At 52.9% G+C, this 21,562-nt stretch carries 17 protein-coding genes; 12 read left to right on the top strand and 5 right to left on the bottom strand.

What is annotated here, in order from left to right:
- Window positions 1–30: 30 nt before the first annotated feature.
- The 5 genes from metG (at window position 31) to BUB38_RS10960 (ending at window position 6,697) form a co-directional block, all read left to right on the top strand.
- Window positions 31–2,124 (top strand): methionine--tRNA ligase, encoded by a 2,094-nt coding sequence (gene metG / locus BUB38_RS10980; protein ID WP_073160487.1) that lies wholly within the window; start codon window positions 31–33, stop codon window positions 2,122–2,124.
- 166 nt (window positions 2,125–2,290) lie between these two features.
- Complete coding sequence (locus tag BUB38_RS10975; RefSeq protein ID WP_170932286.1) at window positions 2,291–3,355, top strand: GGDEF domain-containing protein; 1,065 nt, start codon at window positions 2,291–2,293, stop codon at window positions 3,353–3,355.
- On the top strand, window positions 3,355–4,380 hold the full coding sequence (locus tag BUB38_RS10970; protein ID WP_073160483.1) for a GGDEF domain-containing protein: 1,026 nt from the start codon (window positions 3,355–3,357) through the stop codon (window positions 4,378–4,380). Before BUB38_RS10975 ends, BUB38_RS10970 begins: the two co-directional genes overlap by 1 nt.
- A 121-nt stretch (window positions 4,381–4,501) precedes the next feature.
- Window positions 4,502–6,196 (top strand): HD domain-containing phosphohydrolase, encoded by a 1,695-nt coding sequence (locus BUB38_RS10965; protein ID WP_073160481.1) that lies wholly within the window; start codon window positions 4,502–4,504, stop codon window positions 6,194–6,196.
- A gap of 15 nt (window positions 6,197–6,211) precedes the next feature.
- On the top strand, window positions 6,212–6,697 hold the full coding sequence (locus BUB38_RS10960) for an NUDIX hydrolase (RefSeq protein ID WP_073160479.1): 486 nt from the start codon (window positions 6,212–6,214) through the stop codon (window positions 6,695–6,697).
- A gap of 66 nt (window positions 6,698–6,763) precedes the next feature.
- Here BUB38_RS10960 and BUB38_RS10955 read toward each other — a convergent pair whose 3' ends face one another.
- Together BUB38_RS10955 and BUB38_RS10950 are read right to left on the bottom strand one after the other, a co-directional pair.
- Window positions 6,764–7,270, bottom strand: a complete 507-nt coding sequence (locus BUB38_RS10955) for an LptE family protein (RefSeq protein ID WP_073160477.1) — start codon at window positions 7,268–7,270, stop codon at window positions 6,764–6,766.
- 25 nt (window positions 7,271–7,295) lie between these two features.
- Window positions 7,296–8,753: a carbohydrate binding domain-containing protein gene (locus BUB38_RS10950; protein ID WP_083542117.1), complete on the bottom strand. Its 1,458-nt coding sequence runs from the start codon at window positions 8,751–8,753 to the stop codon at window positions 7,296–7,298.
- Between the two features lie 143 nt (window positions 8,754–8,896).
- Between BUB38_RS10950 and BUB38_RS10945 the strand changes: the two genes are divergently transcribed.
- From BUB38_RS10945 to BUB38_RS10920, 5 genes are all read left to right on the top strand, one after another.
- Window positions 8,897–9,865, top strand: coding sequence for a GDSL-type esterase/lipase family protein (locus tag BUB38_RS10945; RefSeq protein ID WP_073160473.1), 969 nt, complete (start codon window positions 8,897–8,899; stop codon window positions 9,863–9,865).
- A gap of 45 nt (window positions 9,866–9,910) precedes the next feature.
- Complete coding sequence (gene serS / locus BUB38_RS10940; RefSeq protein WP_073160471.1) at window positions 9,911–11,197, top strand: serine--tRNA ligase; 1,287 nt, start codon at window positions 9,911–9,913, stop codon at window positions 11,195–11,197.
- A 196-nt stretch (window positions 11,198–11,393) separates the two neighbouring features.
- Entirely contained in the window at window positions 11,394–12,668 is a 1,275-nt protein-coding gene (locus tag BUB38_RS16645; protein ID WP_073160467.1) for a hypothetical protein, read from the top strand.
- A 12-nt stretch (window positions 12,669–12,680) separates the two neighbouring features.
- Window positions 12,681–13,115, top strand: coding sequence for a hypothetical protein (locus BUB38_RS10925; RefSeq protein WP_073160465.1), 435 nt, complete (start codon window positions 12,681–12,683; stop codon window positions 13,113–13,115).
- Window positions 13,116–13,211: 96 nt separating this feature from the next.
- On the top strand, window positions 13,212–14,456 hold the full coding sequence (locus BUB38_RS10920; RefSeq protein ID WP_073160463.1) for a nucleoside recognition domain-containing protein: 1,245 nt from the start codon (window positions 13,212–13,214) through the stop codon (window positions 14,454–14,456).
- A gap of 148 nt (window positions 14,457–14,604) precedes the next feature.
- Here the strand turns inward: BUB38_RS10920 and BUB38_RS10915 are convergent, their stop codons facing one another.
- Complete coding sequence (locus BUB38_RS10915) at window positions 14,605–15,594, bottom strand: calcium/sodium antiporter (protein ID WP_073160461.1); 990 nt, start codon at window positions 15,592–15,594, stop codon at window positions 14,605–14,607.
- A gap of 28 nt (window positions 15,595–15,622) precedes the next feature.
- Entirely contained in the window at window positions 15,623–16,756 is a 1,134-nt protein-coding gene (locus tag BUB38_RS10910) for a porin family protein (RefSeq protein ID WP_073160459.1), read from the bottom strand.
- A 59-nt stretch (window positions 16,757–16,815) separates the two neighbouring features.
- On the opposite strand from BUB38_RS10910, the gene BUB38_RS10905 reads away from it, so the two are divergent.
- Window positions 16,816–18,324 (top strand): leucyl aminopeptidase family protein, encoded by a 1,509-nt coding sequence (locus tag BUB38_RS10905; protein WP_073160457.1) that lies wholly within the window; start codon window positions 16,816–16,818, stop codon window positions 18,322–18,324.
- A gap of 2 nt (window positions 18,325–18,326) precedes the next feature.
- The gene (locus tag BUB38_RS10900) at window positions 18,327–19,502 is read left to right on the top strand and encodes an FprA family A-type flavoprotein (RefSeq protein WP_217650884.1); all 1,176 of its coding nucleotides are present in this window, start codon (window positions 18,327–18,329) and stop codon (window positions 19,500–19,502) included.
- Window positions 19,503–19,670: 168 nt separating this feature from the next.
- Here the strand turns inward: BUB38_RS10900 and guaA are convergent, their stop codons facing one another.
- Window positions 19,671–21,494: a glutamine-hydrolyzing GMP synthase gene (guaA, locus tag BUB38_RS10895; protein ID WP_073160525.1), complete on the bottom strand. Its 1,824-nt coding sequence runs from the start codon at window positions 21,492–21,494 to the stop codon at window positions 19,671–19,673.
- Between the last annotated feature and the right edge of the window lie 68 nt (window positions 21,495–21,562).

Genomic DNA, 21,562 nt, shown 5'->3' with positions numbered 1-21,562 from the left:
CCCCCGGTCTTTTTTTAAATTTGGGCGCATATGAAGAACTTTTACGTTACTACCCCGATTTACTATGTGAATGATGCCCCCCATATCGGGCACTCCTACACCACCGTCCTTGCAGACATTCTTACTCGTTTCCACAAGATTCTGGGCTACCAGACCTTCTTTTTGACCGGTACCGACGAACACGGCCAGAAGGTGCAGCGTGCCGCCGCCAAGCGCGAAGTGGACCCGCAGCAGCATGTTGACGAATACTACCATCACTTCGAAGATCTCTGGAAGAAGATGGGCATCTGCAACGACTTCTTTATCCGTACCACCTACCCCGAACATAAGGCTTACGTTCAGGAATGCCTCCAGAAGCTCTGGGACAAGGGCGAAATCTACTCCAAGGAATACGAAGGCTGGTATTCCGTTGGCGAAGAACGTTTCTTCGGCGAAGACGAACTGGACGAAAACAAGTGCGATCCCATTAGTCACCGCCCGGTGGAATGGCTGAAGGAAAAGAACTACTTCTTCAAGATGAGCAAGTACCAGCAGCAGCTCATCGACCATTTGAACAACAACCCGGACTGGATCGTTCCCGACTACCGTCGTAACGAAATCCTGGGCTTCCTCCGTCAGCCGCTGAACGACCTTTGCATCAGCCGCCCGAAGGCACGCCTCAGCTGGGGCATTCCTCTGCCTTTCGACGGCGACTACGTGACCTACGTGTGGTTCGACGCTTTGCTCAACTACGTGAGCGCCTCCACCGCCTTCCACAAGACTTTTGCCGATGGCACCCCCATCTGGCCCGCCACTTACCACCTGATCGGTAAGGACATCTTGACCACCCACAGTGTTTACTGGCCCACCATGCTCATGGCCCTGGACATTCCTCTGCCCAAGCATATTCTGGCTCACGGCTGGTGGCTGGTGAACGGTGGCGAAAAGATGAGTAAGTCTGCCGGTAACGTGGTGAAGCCCATGGACTACATGGAAAAGTATGGCGACGACGCCTTCCGCTACTATCTCGCCCGCGAAATGGTGGTTGGCCAGGACGCAAACTTCACCCACGATTCCTTTGTCCGTCGCATTAACGCCGACTTGGCAAACGACCTGGGCAACGTTCTGAACCGCGTCCACAAGCTGGTTCTCACCAACTTCGAAGGCAAGCTGCCCGCAGCTGTTACTATGGATGACGCCGCCAACGACGTAATGAACTTGGCCAAGAAGGTTATCGAAGACATTAAGCAGGACCTGCCCCAGGCACGCCTCTCCCAGTCCATCGAAAACATCATGAGTCTGGTCCGTAGCATCAACCGCTACTTCGAAATCAAGGCTCCCTGGAAGCTGGCCAAGGACCCGGCTCTCAAGGATGAACTGGCTACCGTTCTTTACGTGGCCGCAGAAGCCGTGCGCCTCAGCCTCTGCATGCTGTGGCCGGTGATCCCCACCAAGGCTGAAGAAGGCCTCAAGATGCTGGGCACCAAGTTCGAAAGCGCTGAAGACCTGGTCTGGGGTCTCATGAAGGGTGGCGAAGCTTTCGGTGAAGGCAAGCCCCTGTTCCCCCGCATCGAAGAAGAAGTGAAGCCCCAGCAGCAGCAACAGCAGCAGAAGCCCAAGCAGAACAAGCCCCTGACCGCAGCCGATGTTCCTGCCGCCATGGACCTCCGCGCCGCAAAGATCGTGGAAGTGGCAGACCATCCGGATGCAACATCCCTCTACGTTCTGAAGGTTGACGCAGGCGAAGGCGAACTCCGCACCGTTTGCTCCGGCCTGAAGGCTAGCTACGAAGCATCCGAACTTAAGGATCGTATGATTCTCTTGTTCGCAAACCTGAAGCCGGCCCCCCTCCGCGGTATCATGAGCGCAGGCATGCTCTTCGCAGGCGACCTGGAAGCAGAATCCCACAAGTGCCGCCTGGTGGCTGTACCCGAAGGCGCAAAGCCCGGTGACCGCGCATTGTTCAAGGGTGTTCAGCCCAGCGAACCTCGCGAACTGAAGCTGAAGGATTTCGACAAGATCGCTCTCTCCGTCAAGAACGGCGAAGTGTTCTGCACCGCAGGCGAAGGCGCCGCCCCCATCGCACTGGAAATCGATGGCAAGGCTGTCACCTGCGACGTCCCCGAAGGCAACGGAGTGCATTAACAAAAACGCAGAAAACCATTCGCGTTTGATAAACATCACATATTAACAGTTAGACTGTTAAAAAGACCCGTCTTTGGCGGGTCTTTTTTTATGCAGGCCCCCAAAAATCTCCATTTTCCGTCATTTTTATTTACTTTTCTTTACAAGAAGAAAGGAGATGCATATCATGTCCGACACCAACCAGAAAGGGTTGCAAGAAAACCAGACAATCGCCAACCGAATGAACGTCCTCATGATCGCCCTGACGCTAATCATGATGGTCATTTACTACGCCATCGGCGCCCATATCCTGGTCACCTTTTCCATCTTCATCGCCCTGGGATACGCCTTCAACTTCTTGCTGATCCGGAATCGCAGGATGGTGGAATCCACCTGGAGCACCTACGCCCTACTCACCTTGTACATGGTCGTTTGCACCATATGCCTGGGCTACGATTACGGGTTCCAGCTGTACACCATGTCCACCATCCCCCTGATTTTCCAGCTGAAGTACATTTCCAAGAAATTCAACCAGCGGGACCCCAAGGCCGCCGGATTTTCCATCATCATCCTCCTTTCTAGCCTAATTTCTTCGCTGTACACAGTGAAGGTGGGGCCCATCTACCATATCGGCGGCCTACCGCCCCTGATTTTTTTGGGGATGAACATCTGCATTGTGTGCTACTTCCTGATTTTCTTTTCTAGCAACACCATCAACCAGATTATCGATTTTGAGATAATGCTGGGAAGGCAAGCTAACTTTGACGCCCTGACCGGGCTTGCCAACCGTTACAGGATGCAGGACTACCTGAAGGAAATCTTTGAATCCCAGGAACAGTCCGACGGACAGGCTAGCAAATTCACCGACAGTTCCGAGAACATCTGGGTGGCCATGCTGGACATCGACTTCTTCAAGAAAATCAACGACAAGTACGGCCACGCCACCGGCGACCGGGTTCTTGAAAAGTTGGCGGAAACATTGCGCAAGGTTTGCCAGGACTGCGAAGTCAGCCGCTGGGGCGGCGAGGAATTCTTGATTTGCGGCAAGGGAGATCCGCAGACCCTTCTAGAAAATCTGGTAAAAAAAGTCGAGAGCGTTTCTGTACAGAGCCCTCACGGTAACATCCATTTTACCATCTCGGTCGGCGTTACCCATAAGACACCCAACGACACCTTGGATACCTGGGTTACCAGGGCCGACAAGCTTTTGTACAAGGCCAAGGAAAACGGCAAGAACCAGGTGGTCGTCTAATGCTTTCCAATCTAAACGATCTTAAGAAGGCAGCCTTTGTCGTGAACACCGTGCTTACGGTGCTGGTCATCGTGATGATGGCCTTTTACTACTTCATGGGCGCTACGTTCCTCGCCTACTATTCCATCCCGGTAGCCTGCTTCTACTTTTTCCATTATTACTGGATCCACAAAAAACAGTTTACCAAGGTCACATGGACCACCTACACCATGCTTACCTTGTACATGTTCATTTGTACCATATGTCTCGGCTATGATTACGGATTCCAGCTGTACGCCATGTCCACCATCCCCCTGATTTACCACATCCGGTACATGGCCAAGAAGTTTAAGCAGCCCGATCCGAAGCCCAATCTCTTTTCGGTTTTCATCGTCATTTCCTGCATGGTTTCCTCCCTCTATTCCGTTTATGCAGGGCCAATCTACCAGATCGGCGGGGCAGTCAAGCTGGCGTTTCTGTGCATGAATCTGGGAGCGGTGTGTTTCTTTTTGGTCAGCTTCTCACAGGTAACGTCTAAACTGATTATCAAGACCGAAGAAAAGCTGATCAAGCAGGCTGATTTTGACGCCCTGACCGGGCTTGCCAACAGATACTACATGATGTCAAGACTGGATCCGATTTTAGCCGATAAGAATGCGGCATCCAATCAGTGGCTGGCCATGATCGATGTAGACAACTTCAAGAAAATCAACGACACCTACGGTCACGACGTTGGCGACCAGGTTCTGATGATTCTCGCCAACCAGATGAAAAAGATTTGCAAGGATTGCGTTATCAGCCGCTGGGGTGGCGAGGAATTTTTGGTCAGCGGCAATAATTCCAAGGTATCTCCACGAATCATGCAGACCTTGCTTGAAGAAATCAGGAAGCGAGAAGTCCATTCCGACACGGAAAATTTCCACTTTTCCATTTCTGTGGGTGTTTCGAAGCACATAGCCAACGAGTCATTGGGACCGTGGATTAGAAGGACTGACCGGTTGCTCTATCAAGCCAAGAAAAACGGCAAGAACCAAGTGGTTTGCTAGTCAATCGTTTGTGCGGCCAAGTGTTGTAAACTTCTCAACACATAATATTAGCAACATATTTCTGTAAGCAGGCGGACTTTCGTTTTTGAATTTTTACATTTGATTTCAGGAAGTTTTGTGTATGATTATTGGGTATTTAATAACAATGTGCGTTCTGGCAGCCATCAACAACGTGCTGCATTTCCGTAACTACGGAAGAAACACGCATCTTTATTCGCTGTTATTCTTCGCTCTATTCATCTGCTGCGCGGGACATTTGCTCCTGGCTTTGTCTCAGACGGCCGACGGCGCCATTATGGCCGTCAAGATGAGCTATGCAGGTTCTGCATTCCTCCCCTTCTTCTTGTTCTGCGCCATCTTGCAGGTGTGCCATGTCCGTTTCCAGCAGGCTTATCAGCTGGTACTGTTCCTGCTCAGCTTTGCCATCTTCGGCATGGTCTGCACCATCGGCTACAGCGACCTCTATTATAAGGATTTTGCCTATGCAGTCGCCAGCGGTGTGGGTAACTATGTAGTACAGAACTACGGCTGGGGTCATGACCTGTTCAACGTCATGCTCCTTGTCTACCTGGTCGCAAACGTAAGCATTATCGTCCACACCTTCTTCAAGAAGAAGAACGTCTCTTACAAGAGCCTGTTCGCCCTGGCCCTGATCGAAACTTCCACTATCGCTTCTTTCCTGTTGGCCCGCTTCATGGAAAACGATATGCTGATCATGCCGGCGGTCTATGTATTCGACCAGTTCCTGTTACTGTATATCTGCGAACGTGTCAAACACTATGACATCAGCGAAAGCGTACTCCGTTCCCTGGAAGCAGGAAACGCCAACGGCTACGCTTCCATTTCTACCAGCGAAAAATTCCTGGGCGGAAACGAGATCGCCTACAACCATTTCCCCGAATTGCTGGAATGCCGTGTAGACCATACCTTGCCTAACAAACCCGGTGTCGTGCAGTTCTTTAAGGAATGGGCAAACGAAATTCGCCAGGGTAACGTCATCCACGAAAAGGAATTCGAGACCGGCGACCGGCACTTCAAGTGCACCGTCAAGAAGTCCGGCAATTCCGACAGGGATTACGCAACTTTATTCAAAATCGAAGAAGATACGGAATACCACCGCTACGTGCAGATGCTGGGTAGCGACAACAACCGTCTGCAGCAGTTGGCCAAGAGCAACGCCTCCCAGATTCACGCCATCCAGGAACAGATGATCGTGAACATGGCCAGCATGGTCGAAAGCCGCGACTCCAATACCGGCGGCCATATCAAGCGTACCAGCAAGGTTGTGGCCATCCTGACCGAAGAGATGCAGCGAGACCCCAGTTTCAACTTGCCCAAGAAATTCTATGAGGCTCTGATCGTTGCCGCCCCTATGCATGACATCGGTAAGATCGCCATCGACGACATGATCTTGCGCAAGCCGGGCAAGTTCACCGACGAAGAATACAACATCATGAAGTCCCATGCCGCCAAGGGCGCCGTCATCGTAGAGAACCTGCTTTCTTCTATCGAAGACCCGTACCTGGTGCAGATTGCCCGTAACGTGGCCCACTACCACCATGAACGTTTCGACGGAAGTGGCTACCCCCATGGACTGGCCGGGGAACTGATTCCCTTCGAAGCCCGCATCATGGCCGTGGCCGACGTTTACGACGCCCTGGTCAGTCGCCGTTGCTACAAGGAACGCATGTCTTTCTCCAATGCAAACGAGATTATCATGGGTTCCATGGGTACGCATTTTGACCCCCGCCTCAAGCAAAGCTTCGTGAACGGCCGCGAAAAGCTGGAAGCTTATTACCGCCAGGTGACCCACTAAGCTAAATTTGGGTCCATGATAAACACCACTCTCTGCTATATCGAACAGGACGACAAGTACCTGCTGCTCCACCGCGTCAAGAAGAAGAACGACATCAATAAGGACAAGTGGATCGGCATCGGCGGAAAGTTCGAGGAGTGGGAATCCCCCGAAGACTGCATCAAGCGCGAAGCCCTGGAAGAAACTGGGCTTACCCTGGTGCGCCCCAAGTATCGCGGCATCGTAACCTTCATTAGCGATGGCATGGACCAGACGGAATTCATGCACCTTTTTACCGCCACCCAATGGACTGGCGAAATCAAGGAATGCGACGAAGGTAATCTGGAATGGGTTCCCAAGGCCGACGTGGCGAAACTCCCCCACTGGGACGGCGACCTGATATTCCTGGCCCTTCTAGAAAGAGGTGAACCCTTCTTCAGCTTAAAGCTGACCTACAAAGGCAGCACCCTGACCGAAGCCCTCCTAAACGAAGCCCCCGTAAAAGTCGAAGACTTTATTTAAAAAATTCGTCGCGGAGCGACTACCACTTTGCCAGGGCAGCCCTCATTTAAAATCGTCGCGGAGCGACTACCACTTTGCCAGGGCGTTGGTGATGATCAGGTCTTGGAGTTTTTCGATGGCTCTTGTCTGACCGTGGCGGTCTTCGGTTTCGTTGGCCTGAACGTCGTAGGTTCCTTCGGCAGACAGAGACTTGTTTTCGTAGATGATTCGTTCCTTGACGTTGTCGTAGAACTTGACCCCGACGCGGATCGTTACGCGGTAAGATTCCACATCGCTGTTGCTGTTATAGTCCATGGGCTTGTTGGTATAAGACAGCAGGGTCACCTCGAAGTCGGCATTGGCCTCGGACTTGATAACGCGAACGCCACCGGCATTCTTCTTGAACATATCTACGACAGCGGTATAGATGTCGTTTGCCAGCACCGGATCCAGAGTCTTATCGTCTACTTCGTGGATGTTCACCGTCTTGATATGACTGGGAAGCGTACTCGCAGTAAAGCTATAACACCCCGACAGAACCGTCAGGGTGCATAGCCACAAAAAAGCTAGAGCGACTTTCAGGCAATACTTCATCGCTCTTAAATTTAGTTAAAACAACCTACTTTACAGAGAATATCCTGTTTAGAGCGCCGTTTTTCACAATGTACAAGCCCTTGTTAAGGTTCATGGAATTCAGTCGAGTCTGAATTTCACCGGGGCGAGAATTGAGCTTACATACAAAAGCCCCTTTCAAGTTGTACACGCGGAACGAGGTTTCGCTAGACAGCATAAGACGGTTCTTGGCCAAGCCCACCTCGTCAGAAGTAACTTCGGTCAGCTTGACATTATCGATGAACACAGATCCTGTGGCAAGACCAGCATTAATGGAAATACGGCCATTTTCATCGGTAGGTTCGTTCATGGTGAACATGATTTCATAAGTCTTGGATGTTGTGCCAAGGTCGAAGGTGGCGGCTTCGCCCAGGTAGCTGGTCCACGGGTCCGTATCCTTTTCCAGGTTCACTTCGAGAGTCCTTGCGACGGAAGCATAGGCATCAAAGGTCAGCTTGTAGCTCTTGCCCTTTTCGTAATGCATGCCGTTCTGAATCACCTGTACGTCGTAGGCGTTGGTACCCACCTTGGTCACATTGATTTCGCCCTTGCCTTCGTTAAACTTGAAAGTACCGTCACCGCTATGAACGGTCAGAGACCAACCAGCCAACTTCAGGGAATCAGAGAAAGTTCCGTTGAAAACGGTATCCCTATTGGTGGGAACCACGATCGGTTCAGCCACGCCATCCAGGGAGTATTGCTTCACGAAATTCCAGATGTCGGAAACATCGGCCTTGGACGGGCTATGACCACGGCCCTGAAGTTTCAGGTGCTTGATATAGACGCCATCATCGCAGGGGCCCCAGCTGTAAAGGGTTGCCCGGTTTTCGCTATTGGGATAGTTTTCCGTGACTTCGGCCTGAGCCGGGCAGTTAAACTGGTCACGATAATTCTTCAGGAAACCTTCCAGCGAGCTATACTGCAACACATCGTCATTGGTTCCGTGAGGGTGGAAAATGGGAACCGGGCGCATGGCCTTGGACGCACCATACACATTGGGGCCGGAACAGGGAGCGAAAGCGGCGATCTTGTCGGCAATCTTGCTCATGGCGTGGTAAGTAAACATACCTCCCATAGAGAAACCGGAAAGGTAGACGCGCTTGGTATCGATATCGTAATCCTTGACCATCTGGTTAATAATTTCGGTCACCCACTTGGTATCCTTATCGCCCTGGATATCCCAGGTAGACATTCCCGTACCGCCTCTAGGGTACACCACCACGAAACCAGCCGTATCGGCCACAGTTTCCCAGTGGGTCATATCCTGCTGGTAATTGGGATCCTGGTCCATGCCGTGCAGCGAAAGAAGCAGCGGGCTCTTCGGCGCCAGATTCGACGGGGCGTACACATGGATGTCGCGCCCGGAAACAGACACCTTCTTATAGTCATTCAGGGATTTTCCGCCTCCACCCCACTGGGCGAAAGAAACGGTTGCGGCAATCATTAGCAGGGGAAGAATTCTCATTTTTTGCACTCCTTTTAAATTCCCATTCCAATTTGGAATATATATGTGGGCATTCAAATTATCACTGCTACCTATAAAAAAATGATGTAAACCTCAACAACACCGCAGCCATTTTTTATTTTCTGTTTCGTATGAGGATTTCTATGGATTTAAGACAACTTACCACCATCGCCGCCATCTCGATTTTCACGGCATCTGGAGCCTTCGCCACAAAGGTGGCCTGCGTCGGCAACAGCATCACATTCGGATACGGCTTAAACTGGGACGAAAAAACATATCCGCAAAACCTGCAGATTATGCTAGGCGATGACTTCGAAGTGGGAAACTTCGGGCATTCCGGTATGATGTTCCATAAAAAATCTAACGAATCCTACTGGACGTCCCCCAAATTCAAGGAAGCCTACGAATTCCAGCCCGACATCGTGGTCATTGAACTGGGAACCAACGACAGCAAGTATTTCCACGACGGTGCAGGAAGTTCCACGGGGTACAACTACTACGCCTACGATTCCAAGGGCTATTCCCGGGCAGACCTCCTGGACGAAATGAAGAAGGACTACGAGGCCCTTATCGACACCTTCGCCCACCAGCCCCAGGCCCCCACCATTTACGCCACCCTGCAGCCCTACGCCAACAACTGGGACTGGTTCATTACAGACTCCGTTATCGTGAACGTCATCAACCCCCTGATCAAGGAAGTGGCCACCAACAAGGGCGTACAACTCATCGACCTCCACGAATCCTTCAATAAGCCGGAATGGCTGCTGGATGACAACGTCCACCCCAATGCCAATGGGGCATACGAACTGGCAGCCATTATTGCGAAATCAATCAGACCGGCCAGCGGCAACGAAACACCCGCCAACAGTTCCAATTCGGCAGACATTTCCAGCAGTTCCTCTGCAAATAACGTATCGGACAACGAAGAAACAGGAATTTTGCACGAGACCACGGCCTTAAAAACCTACACCGGAGACGTCTCTATTTTTGATTTGAATGGGAATTACATCAAAAAGGTATACGCAAACGGTTCTTTAGACATAAAGATTGGCCATAAAGGAACGTTTATTGTGAAAGCGGGACGGAATACGCAGAAAATTATCCTAAAATAATTGCTATTATTACATCCGAAAATTTTTATCTAACCGAGGCATAAAATGCTTGACATTAAGAAGATCCGCGAAAATCCGGAATATTATATTGCTGAAACCGAAAAGAAGTATACTACCGTGAGCCTGCGCGATGTTCTCGCTATCGACGAAGAACGCCGCCCCCTCCTCACCGAAGTGGAACGCCTCAAGAGCGAACGTAACGCTCAGTCCAAGCTCATCGGCGAACTGAAGAAGAAGGGCGAAAATGCCGACGCCGCTCAGGCCGCTACCCGCGAACTGGGCAACAAGATCGACGAAATGGACAAGAAGCTGAAGGATCTGGAATACAAGCAGACCGAAATGCTCATGCACGTCCCCAACATCGCTCCCCGCTCCATCGAAGGTAAGGACTCCAGCGACAATAAGGTTGAAAAGGACGGTCCCATTCCCTTCGACTACTACACCAAGAACGATGACTTCGCACGCGTCGACCACAAGACTCTCGGCGAACGTCTTGGCATTTTCGACTTCGAACGTGGCGCAAAGATTTCCGGTTCCGGCTTCCCGGTCTACCGCGGTCTCGGCTCTCGCCTGGAACGCGCCCTCATCCAGTTCTTCCTGGACGAACACCAGAAGGCTGGCTTCGAAGAATTCACTCCTCCGTACCTGGTAACCCGTAACACCATGCGCGGCACCGGTCAGCTACCCAAGTTCGAAGAAGACATGTACCGCTGCGACAAGGATGACGACCTGTTCCTCATTCCGACCGCAGAAGTTCCTCTGACCAACCTGTACTCTGGCGAAGTCATTCCGGAATCTGAACTTCCCAAGCGTATTTGCGCCTACTCCGCTTGCTTCCGTCGTGAAGCAGGTTCCTACGGTAAGGACACCCGCGGCCTCCTGCGCCTCCACCAGTTCAACAAGGTTGAAATGGTTTACTTCGCTCATCCGGAACACTCCTACGAAGATCACGAAGAACTGACCCGCTTCGGCGAAATGCTTTTGGAAAAGCTGGGCCTCCCCTACCACCGTCTGGCACTCTGCAAGGGCGACCTCGGCTTTGGTGCAGCAAAGTGCTACGACCTGGAAGTCTACGCCCCTGTAGAAAAGAAGTGGCTTGAAGTTTCTTCCTGCTCCAACTTCGAAGACTACCAGGCACGTCGCGCAAACATCAAGACCAAGATCAACGGCAAGAACACCTTCATCCACACCTTGAACGGTTCTGGCCTTGCTACTCCTCGCGTGATGGTGGGCATCTGCGACAACTACCAGCAGAAGGACGGCTCCCTGTTGATTCCTGAAGTGCTGCGTCCGTACATGGGCGGCATGGAAAAGATTGAGCCTAAGAAGTAATCACTTCGTTAGACCAATTTACAAAGGCGAAATTCCCTAGGGAGTTCCGCTTTTGTTTTGTAAAAAAACACAAATAAAATCGTTTTTTGTTGATAAATGCTACAAAAAAGCCCGTAATGTTTTTTTTCTTCTCCGTAACCTCGAAAAAAAGCAAATTATATGCTAAATTGTAGCTCAAACTAATTAAGGAGTATATATGAATTTCAAACTCGTTTCCGTTGCTGCAGCTCTTGCAGTTTCCGCAGCCGTCGCTCAGGACTATGACGACGAATATGAAGAAGCAGCCCCCGCCGCTGCCGAAGAACAGGCTGAAGCCGCTCCGGCACCTGCTCCGGCACCCGCTGCTCCCGCTGTAGAAGATTCCTGGGACAAGACTGCAGAAGCAGCTCCCGCACAGGCAGCCGCAGCTCCTGCAACCGGTTTCAACGTTCTGCATGCCAATGCCTATAACGCTGTAGGCAACGAAGCTGCTGCAGCTACCATCAATGGCGATATGTCTATGCCTCACAAGATGGCAGGCCGTACCCTCTTGTACGTTCAGCCGTCTGCAAGAGAAGGCGTTGTCTCTCTCGCTAGCGGTGGCATGACCTACTTGATGCAGTACACCAACAACGGCGGCCCCGCAATGCTCACCGCCGGTATCGCAACTGGTGGCCTCGGTGTTACCGTTGATTTGGCTCTGAGCAAGACCTTCACCTCCCACGAAGTTTCCACTCAGGCAGGCACCGCTGAATCTGACGCCTCTACCACCGGCGCAGGCGATAACATCGGCGTGAACTTCTCTATGAACCTGGGTGCATTGGAATTCGGCGCACACGCATTCTGGGAAACCTTCCAGGATGAAACCGACACCGAAAACGATCAGACTGAAGTCGACCGCGACTATTGGGATATCGGAATTTCTGCCGTCGTTTCTAACGCACCTTCCGCCAAGAGCCTCGCCTGGTCTGCAGGTCTTTCTCTCGTCCGCCATGCAAGCACCGAAGAAACCACTACCGGAAACCAGTCTACCGAAGTCACCAACCCGGAATCCAAATTCACAATCACCCCCAACTTCAACCTTGCATTCCCCGTTGCAAGCGTAGCTAACGCTCAGCTGTTCCTCGGTACCAACACCTACCTCCCCATCGTGATGTACGATGAAATCAAGGATGATGACTCCAAGAACAACCGTTCTGAATTCGGTCTCTACACTACCCCCAACATGCTGGCAGAAATCACCCTGAACGACAACTGGATGTTCTTCGGTGGCGCAAGCTTCACTTGGGTCATCTTCGACCGTCTCGGCGAAGAAAACAAGGCTAACCTCCATACCGAAGACGATTCCACCATTCGTCTTGCAACTTCCACTGCATACGCAAACGCTGGTGCTCGTTTCTCCTTCAAGAACTTCGTCCTCGAAGCTTCTGTTAGCCAGACCAGTTCCCTGGATAACTTCGCAGGAAACCTGGGTGCCTTCATCCACTTCTAATTTGAGGTTGTCATGAAAGTTCTCGTAACAATCGCTGTCGCCACCGCCATGGCCGCCTTCGTTGGCTGCTCCGGTGATGGTGATGTGTCCAAGGCCTCCGGCAACTTCCAGGAAACCATTCCTAGCAGTCCTACCGAAGACGTCCCTGCAGCAGGTGACGAAGATTTTGACGGCGGAAGCAACGCAAATTTCGTCAACTGCAGTGCAAACGGTGAAGACTTCTCCATTTGCGTCGAAGCCTCTGAAGAAATCTACAACCAGTACGGTGCCTTCTGCGAAGCATTCGAAGGAAGCAAGGGTTCTGGTAAGTGTACCAGCAAGGGCAGCAAGTCCTGCCAAATCAAAGGTGCCACTGTATACGTAGGTGGTGAAGCTGCCGAATCCTCCTGCGCAGAACTCGAATTGATTGTAAACGCAGTAATTTCCGGCCTATACGATTGGGAATAAGTATTTTACTTTAAATCGAATCGTTTAAACGTCAAAAATGGGACTGGTGAAAACCGGTTCCATTTTTTTTGTGCAATCTTTTCTAAAATTAGGCCCATGGTTTTAAATGTTATCTGGCTCGTATTCTTTTTTGGTGCATTCGTCGCCTGTATCGTTCAATGGTTGGCCTTCGGCGACACCGGAATTTTCAACAAAGCCATTTTGGGCGCATTCGACATGTCCAAGACAGCCTTCGAAATAGCCATCGGCCTCACCGGCATTCTCAGCCTCTGGCTTGGCATTCTGAAGATTGGTGAAAAGGCTGGTGCCGTGCAGATTCTCGCCAAGATCGTGCAGCCGCTGTTCAGCCGACTGTTCCCCCAGATTCCCAAGGGCCACCCTGTGGTGGGCACCATGCTCATGAACATCAGCGCCAACATGCTGGGCCTTGACAATGCGGCCACCCCCATGGGCCTTAAGGCCATGAAGGAACTGCAGGAAATCAACCCCAACGAAGACAAGTCCGTGGCAAGCGACTCCCAGATCATGTTCCTGGTGCTGAACGCCAGCGGGTTGACCTTGATCCCTGTCAGCATCATGACGTACCGCGCCCAGATGGGAGCGGCCAACCCCAGTGACGTATTCCTCCCCCTGCTGCTCTCTACATTCTTCAGTACCATCGCGGGCATTGTGGCCTTGAGCTTTTTCCAGAAGGTGAAGCTGAAGGACCCTGTAACGGTGGCATGGCTCGGCGGTCTTTCGGCCTGCGTTATCGCCATCATGGTCTACTTCAGCCACCTGACAGCAGAAGCCATTGGCGCCAGCAGCCTGTTCATTAGCGGTTTCGTACTGTTCGGCGTTATCGTGGCCTTTTTGGGTCTGGCCTGCTACAAGAAAGTGCAGGCTTACGAAGCCTTCGTAGAAGGCGCCAAGGACGGCTTCCACACCGCCGTCATGATCATTCCCAACCTGGTAGCTATCCTTGTAGGCGTTGCGGTGTTCCGTGCCAGCGGCGCCATGGACCTCTTGATGAACGGCATCGCCGCCCTGCTGAACATGATCGGTGTCGGCAGCGATGTGGTTCCGGCCCTGCCCACCGCCATCATGAAACCCCTTAGCGGAAGCGGTGCCCGCGGCATGATGATCGACGCCATGAAGACCTTGGGCCCCGACAGTTTCGCCGGCCGCCTAAGCTGCATGTTCCAGGGAGCCGCCGACACCACCTTCTACATCATCGCAGTCTACTTCGGTTCCGTAGGCGTCAAGAAGACCCGCCACGCCGTGACCTGCGCCCTGATTGCCGATGCCGTGGGCGTTATGGCAGCCATCGCCATCGCCTACATCTTCTTCCCGCCGATGTAGCGGTTCCGTAGGCAGTTCACGTCAGCGTTATAGACGCTCCTATTGCTCCATAAACTTTAAAAGGGTTCCGCAGTTGCGGAGCCCTTTGTTTAAAAGTATGCTTTTCTATTCTGACTCTCACCCCAAAAAAGGCGAAGCCTATTTCAAATTAAATCGCGCCAGAGGCCTGGGCAATAAGCAATCCAAGGTAACCCACATATATGGCCAGCAAGACACCGCCGGCAATGCGGTTAATGCGGCCATCGCCCTTGCGGCGGAAGCCCAGCACCAGCAGCGACAGGGTGAGTACAGCCATCAGGGGAAGGTCGCGGGTCACCATGTCTCGTTCCACGGCTTCCATGGGGTCCAGGGTTGCGGCGATGCCCACCACCATCAGGGTGTTGAACAGGTTGGAGCCGATAATGTTTCCTACGGCCAGGTCGTCTTCGCCTTTGCGGGCGGCGGCAATGGAGCTGGCCAGTTCCGGCAAAGAGGTTCCAATAGCCACGATGGTAAGGCCAATGAGCAAGTCGCTCATGCCAAGGCTGCGGGCGATTTCAACGGCGCCCCACACCAGCATCTTGGAACTGACCACCAAAAGCACCAGGCCAAGAAGCAACCAGAAGATGGATTTGCCCAGACTCTTTGAAGAACCGTTGTCGGTATCATCCGCGGCACTTGCAGAAGCGTCTGCGTTCAAGGTCTTGGAGCCGCGCATCTCGCTTACGATGTTATAGCCCATGACAGCAAAGAACACAGCCAAAAAGGCAATGCCGTTCATGCGGGTCACGCTTCCGTCGGCCACAAGGATAATGGCCAGGGCCGTCACACCGATAAGGATCGGCAAGTCCTTCTTGAGAACGGAGCGCTTGACTACCAGCGGGGTTATCAGGGCGGTAACGCCCAGAATCAGAGCGATGTTCGCAATGTTGCTGCCATATGCGTTACCCAAGGCCAGCTCAGGATTCCCCTGCAAGGCAGAAAGGGCAGACACCACCATTTCGGGGGCGCTGGTACCAAAGCCAACCACCACCATACCGATCAGGAGCGTAGACATACCACAGAATTCAGCAACGCCAACGGCGCCATCCACAAACTTGTCGGCGCTCCAGACCAGAACGGCAATGCCAGCCACCAGGGCAAGGATAGGCAAGATCATAAAGCGATCGTTCCTTTTTTACGAGTTATTAGAACGGGTAGAGGGTAAGACCAATGCCGAAGGAGGAGCAGCTCAGGTCCAGGCTGGGGAATTCGCTGTAACCTTCGTACAGGTCAGACAGGCCCACATCGGCCTTCACGTCGATGGACAGGCGCTTATGAGCCATGACAGAGAATCCAAAGACCAGGCTCCAGTCCATGTTCGTGCGGTAATCTTCATCCATCAAGTCAGTCGTTTCCTTGATTTTCTCCTGACCGTTCTTGTAAGACACCTTCAGTTCATCCTTCACCGGAATAGAAATCTGGGCACCCAGATCGAAGTAAAGGTTGGAAGATGCACCCTTGAAGGTAAAGAGTACCGGAATGTTCACCTTCATCTGGTCGAAGTTGAAGCTTACCGGAACAGCCTTGTTGTTGTTGTCGTAGTAGTCGTAAGTTTCGCTAGACTTGCTGCGTTCAAAGATTACACCCAGCTTGATACCCATAGTGTAATCATTCAGGGGAATGATGGACATCAAACCTGCGCGCCAGGAAATGCCATAGTAGTCATCATCGTCCCACTTGTCACCGGTCAGGTAATAGGAACCGATAGAACCATGAGCACCGATCTTGAACTGCATGGGAACAAGACCCATCAGCTGATCCATAGAAACGGTATCCTTAGAAGAGGACCTGTGCTGAGCCACATAGACAGTGCGCACGGGGGTACCATCTTCGCGGGTGTAGACGGTTTCGTAGTAAACGGTACGGGGAGCATCATCTTCGCCACGGACAGCCTTGGGGGCGGGGGCCGCAACGGGTTCGGCTACCTGGGGAGCGGGAGCTGCAACGGGTTCAGCGGCAGGGGCAGCGACGGGTTCAGCAACTTCTGCTGCGGGGGCAGCATCTTCGCCACGGACGGCCTTGGGGGCAACAGCCACATCGGCAGATTCAGCTTCCTGGGGAGCGGGGGCAGCGACCGGTTCAGCTACCTGGGGAGCCGGGGCTGCAACGGGTGCGGCTTCGGCGGGGGCAACAGCCGGTTCTACGGCAGGAGCGGCAACTTCAGCAGGGGCGGCCACTTCGGCAGCGGGAGCGGCTTCAGTTGCAGGAGCAGCAGTTTCCTGGGCAAAGGCTGCAGAAAGAGCCAGTGCAGACACAATTCCAACATACTTAAGATTCATATAAAACCTCCTGTTCTTACATGGAATATAATAGCATTTTTTAACTACATTAATGACATATGAAATTGAATATTGTTAAAACTCCGTCGGGCAAGGCCAATGTGTCCGCCCTTCTTTTTGTCAAGCAGTCCGTCCAGTTCTCCAACGTCCTTTCCGAAACCGCCGAAAAGCAGGTAGAATCCGTTCTGGCCGGCATGCAGGAAGGCCCCTTCGAAGACCTGGAACTTCTGGAAATCGATGGCACCTCCACCATTTTCGTCAACGCCGCCAAGGAGCGTGGCATCTCTAATCTGGACCACTTGCGCATGGCCGCCTATCGCCTGGCCAAGAAGGCCATGGCCCGCCAGATTCCCGTAGTGAGCATCATGCTTGCCGATGCCGCCCCCGAACAGTTCAAGGCCATCGCCCACGGCCTCCACTACGCCGATTACAAGTTTGACGCCTACAAGAGCAAGCAGAAAGAAAACTTCCAGGTCACCTTCGAAATCGTCGCCGGCGAACACGTTGCCGAATTCAAGGCCATCGCCGAAGAAGTTGCCATCGAACAGAAGGCCATCGCCCTGACCAAGAACTTGATCAACACTTGCGCCAGCGACCTTTACCCCGCCGAGTTCGTCGAACGCGCCAAGACCATCGCCAAGTATACTCCGGGCCTTTCCATCAAGGTCCGCGACATGAAGCAGCTGGAAAAGGAAGGCTTCATGGGCCACGTTACCGTTGGCAAGGGTAGCTCCCACGAACCCCACATGATTACCATGACCTACGACGGCACCAAGGCTGCAGCAGGCAAGCGCGGAGCCCGCAGCTCCGCCGACCACCTGGTCATCGTTGGCAAGGGTCTCACCTTCGATACCGGCGGCCTCTGCCTCAAACCGCCCAAATCCATGCCCGAAATGATCAGCGACATGAGCGGTGCCGCCACCACTCTGGCAGCCATCCAGGCCATCGCCACCTTGAAATTGCCCATGAAGGTCAGCGCCATCTGCTGCCTGGCCGAAAACGCCATCGGCAACAAGTCTGTGCTCCCCGGCGATATCTTTACCGCCAAGAACGGTAAGACAGTCATGGTAGACAACACCGACGCCGAAGGCCGCCTTGTACTTTCTGACGGTCTGGCCGAAGCAGGCCTCATCGGAGCCACCCACATTATCGATCTGGCCACCCTCACAGGCGCCATGGTCCGCGCATTGGGTTATGCCGTTACCGGATTCTTCAGCAACGACGATGCCCTGGCCCTGAACGTCATCAACGCCGGCGAAGCCTGCTGCGAAAAGTTCTGGAGCATGCCTCTGGAAGAAGAATACGCCGATGCCCTGAAGGACAAGTTTGCAGACCTCAAGAACACCGGAAGCGACGCCGGTGCCATCAGCGCCGCCCTCTTCCTGCAGGAATTCGTACCCGAAAACACCGCCTGGTCTCACTGGGATATTGCAGGCACCGCCTTCGTTACCAAGAAGTGGAAGTACACCGAATACGGAGCCACCGGCTTTGGCGTGCAAACCCTTATCGAACTTGCCCGCCGCATGTCTACAGCATCTGAAACAACCGAAGAATACAAGGAGGTTTAACCATGTTCTCTTACGAAATGAAAGTGACCGACTCTGTTAAGTACGTTGGTGTCAACGACCACGAAATCGACCTTTTCGAAGGCCAGTTCGAAGTGCCCCTGGGCATGGCCTACAACTCCTACGTCATCATGGATGAACAGATCGCCGTGATGGATTCGGTAGACCAGAATTTTGGAGAACAATGGCTTAAGAATATCGCCGAGACCATTGGCGACAAGCAACCCGCTTACCTGGTGGTCCACCACATGGAAATGGACCATTCCGCAAACATCAAACTGTTTATGGAAAAGTATCCCGCCGCAAAGATCGTCTCTTCCAAGATGGCCTTCACCATGATGAAGAACTTCTTTGGAACCGACTTTGCCGATCGTCAGGTTGTAGCCGGCGAAGGCACCAAGCTGGAACTGGGCGCACACACCCTGAACTTCGTTACTGCCGCCAACGTCCACTGGCCCGAAGTCATCATGAGCTATGAATCCAGCGAAAAGGTCCTGTTCTCAGCAGACGCTTTCGGCAAGTTCGGCGCTAACGACGTTGAAGACCCGGAAGGCTGGGCCTGCGAAGCCCGCCGCTACTACTTCGGCATCGTAGGAAAGTTCGGCGCCAACGCCCAGGCTGTGCTTGCAAAGCTTTCAGACATTTCCGTAGAAAAGATTTGCGCCCTCCACGGTCCCACCATCGTGGGCAACGTAGAAGAGTACCTGAACTACTACAAGATCTGGACCAACTACGACGTGGAATCTGAAGGCGTCATGATCGCCTACACCTCTGTCTATGGCAACACCAAGCAGGCTGTAGAAAAGCTGGCAGAAATCCTGAAGGCCAAGGGCTGCAAGAAGGTAGTCGTCTCTGACCTTGCCCGCGAAGACACCTACGAATGCATCGAGAACGCCTTCCGTTACGGCAAGCTGGTTCTGGCCACCACCACCTACAACACCGGCGTGTTCCCCAAGATGCGCGAATTCATCGACCACCTGCTGGAACGCAACTACCAGAAGCGCACCATCGCCTTCATGGAAAACGGTTCCTGGGCCCCCGCCGCCGCCAAGAACATGGCCACTATGTTCGATGCCGCCAAGGACATCACCATCGCCCAGAACAAGGTCAGCATCAAGATCGCCATGAAGGACGATAACATCGCCCAGATGGAAAAGCTGGCCGACGAACTGTTGGCATAAATTCGAGAATTTGAACTCGTAAAAAAAGCCGCGGATCAATCAGATCCAGCGGCTTTCTCTTTAAGGGGAAAAATTATTCCCATTGCGCTTTCGCTTTGCTCAAGCGCTGGTCGCGCACCTCACCAATGAAAAAATGCAAGCATTTTTTCGCTGGATTCGCCTTGTGGGCTACTCCCACTCAATGGTTCCCGGCGGCTTGTGAGTTACGTCGTACCAGAGGGAGCCGGCGCCTTCGGCTTCGAACTTGCGCCAGAGACCTGCAAGCATGCCCTGGTCAATTTCTGCGAAGTTGGCGGTCATGGCTTCGGTGGAGTTCACAGGACGCATCACGATGCAGGGCTTGCCTGCGGTGCGCAGCGGAACGCTCACAACCGGCATCTGCCAGATTTCTTCGTACAGCTTGTTTTCCTGCAGGAAGGTGGTGCAGATGTCGTCGAACTTACGCAATGTGTCGAAGTTCTCGCGGGTAGCGTACTGTTCCACAAGCTTCGGGTCTTCATCGGCCACGGTACCGATCTGATAAATCACGCGGTTGATAGCCTTGAAGCGGTTAGCCAGTTCGGTGGAGAACTTTTCGCAGTCCTTCCAGCTGAGGCCGGCGGTAGTCAGAAGGAACGGCTGTGCGTAAGTACGGCCATCGCCCTGAACGCCAACGCTCTTGATGGGGAGCATGCGGCCAGAAATGTTGTTTGCCTTCAGGTAGTCGGCCAAGGAGCCGCCCTGAGTGTCCTTCACGTCTTCAAACTTGACCATGTCATCCTTCAGGACGCCATCGCTGCAGAGCAGACGGACGCCCAGACCCGGACCCGGGAAGGGGTGACGCCAGACGAGATTGTGGGGAATGCCCAGTTCTTCGCCAAGAGCGCGAACTTCGTCCTTGTAAAGGTCTGCCAGGGGTTCAAGCACAAGGCCCTTTTCCATCAGGTCCAGAACTTCCTGGACGCGGTTGTGGTGGGTCTTGATCTTGTCTGCATTCTTGGTGCCACCGGATTCGATGGTATCGGGGTAAATGGTACCCTGGGCCATCATCCACTGGTTGGGGTCAAGGTTCAGCTTGGCCATTTCCTCGTCCTTGACGACAAGGAATTCCTTACCGATAATGCCGCGCTTGGTTTCCGGCGCAGTCACGCCAGCCAATTTTGCCAGGAAGTGCTCGCTGGCGTCGCGGATCTGAAGGTTGTTCATGCCTTCGGCCTTGAGGAAGTCCATGATCTTCTGGGATTCACCCAGACGCATCATGCCGTTATCCACGTGGAGGCCAAGAACCTTTTCGGGGCCAAGGACACGGTTCAAGAGAACGAATGCCACGGTAGAGTCCACACCGCCAGACACCAGGAGGAACACCTTGCGGTCCTTCACCTGTTCCTGGATACGTGCGGTAATCAGGGGCAAATAGCTGTGCATGTTCCAGGTCTTCTGTGCGCCGGTAATGTCGATGAAGTTTTCGAGAAGCTTCATGCCGAACTTACTGTGGGTCACTTCGGGGTGGAACTGGATGCCGTAAATCTTGCGTTCGTCGAAAGCGACTGCTGCGATTTCGCAGTCCTTGGTGCTTGCCACGATGCGGTAACCTTCGGGCAGCTTGGTCACCTGGTCGCCATGGCTCATCCACATGGGAGAAGCCTTGGGCAGGTCCTTGAGGATGGGGCACTTTTCGTCGCCAACGATCAAGTCGGCAATGCCATATTCCTTTACCTTGCCCGGTTCAACGTGACCACCCAGCTGCTGAGCGATAAGCTGATGACCGTAGCAGATACCCAGCTTGGGCACCGGCAGGTTCAAGATTTCGGGATTGTATTCCGGAGCGTCGGCTGCATAAACGCTGGAGGGGCCACCGGAATAGATGATTCCCTTGACGCCTTCCAGTTCGGAAACGTCGCAGTTGGGGGAATGAATTTCGGTGAAAACGCCGAGGCGGCGGACACGATTTGCGATCAGGTGGGCATACTGGCCACCAAAATCAAGAACGGCAATAGTATCTACATTCTTCATACGGGGGTAAAGATAGAAAAAATATTTATCAAACAAACCCCTTCTCTAGGCGATCAGCGATCCGATTA

The organism is Fibrobacter sp. UWH5, from assembly GCF_900142505.1.
Classification (GTDB): domain Bacteria; phylum Fibrobacterota; class Fibrobacteria; order Fibrobacterales; family Fibrobacteraceae; genus Fibrobacter.
The sequence above is the reverse complement of the archived record's forward strand: the minus strand, read 5'-3'. Positions and strand labels throughout refer to the sequence as shown.

Coding starts and splice junctions, on each gene's coding strand:
- metG (WP_073160487.1), top strand. CDS start 31: ATGAAGAACTTTTACGTTACTACCCCGATTTACTATGTGAATGATGCC.
- BUB38_RS10975 (WP_170932286.1), top strand. CDS start 2,291: ATGTCCGACACCAACCAGAAAGGGTTGCAAGAAAACCAGACAATCGCC.
- BUB38_RS10970 (WP_073160483.1), top strand. CDS start 3,355: ATGCTTTCCAATCTAAACGATCTTAAGAAGGCAGCCTTTGTCGTGAAC.
- BUB38_RS10965 (WP_073160481.1), top strand. CDS start 4,502: ATGATTATTGGGTATTTAATAACAATGTGCGTTCTGGCAGCCATCAAC.
- BUB38_RS10960 (WP_073160479.1), top strand. CDS start 6,212: ATGATAAACACCACTCTCTGCTATATCGAACAGGACGACAAGTACCTG.
- BUB38_RS10955 (WP_073160477.1), bottom strand. CDS start 7,270: ATGAAGTATTGCCTGAAAGTCGCTCTAGCTTTTTTGTGGCTATGCACC.
- BUB38_RS10950 (WP_083542117.1), bottom strand. CDS start 8,753: ATGAGAATTCTTCCCCTGCTAATGATTGCCGCAACCGTTTCTTTCGCC.
- BUB38_RS10945 (WP_073160473.1), top strand. CDS start 8,897: ATGGATTTAAGACAACTTACCACCATCGCCGCCATCTCGATTTTCACG.
- serS (WP_073160471.1), top strand. CDS start 9,911: ATGCTTGACATTAAGAAGATCCGCGAAAATCCGGAATATTATATTGCT.
- BUB38_RS16645 (WP_073160467.1), top strand. CDS start 11,394: ATGAATTTCAAACTCGTTTCCGTTGCTGCAGCTCTTGCAGTTTCCGCA.
- BUB38_RS10925 (WP_073160465.1), top strand. CDS start 12,681: ATGAAAGTTCTCGTAACAATCGCTGTCGCCACCGCCATGGCCGCCTTC.
- BUB38_RS10920 (WP_073160463.1), top strand. CDS start 13,212: ATGGTTTTAAATGTTATCTGGCTCGTATTCTTTTTTGGTGCATTCGTC.
- BUB38_RS10915 (WP_073160461.1), bottom strand. CDS start 15,594: ATGATCTTGCCTATCCTTGCCCTGGTGGCTGGCATTGCCGTTCTGGTC.
- BUB38_RS10910 (WP_073160459.1), bottom strand. CDS start 16,756: ATGAATCTTAAGTATGTTGGAATTGTGTCTGCACTGGCTCTTTCTGCA.
- BUB38_RS10905 (WP_073160457.1), top strand. CDS start 16,816: ATGAAATTGAATATTGTTAAAACTCCGTCGGGCAAGGCCAATGTGTCC.
- BUB38_RS10900 (WP_217650884.1), top strand. CDS start 18,327: ATGTTCTCTTACGAAATGAAAGTGACCGACTCTGTTAAGTACGTTGGT.
- guaA (WP_073160525.1), bottom strand. CDS start 21,494: ATGAAGAATGTAGATACTATTGCCGTTCTTGATTTTGGTGGCCAGTAT.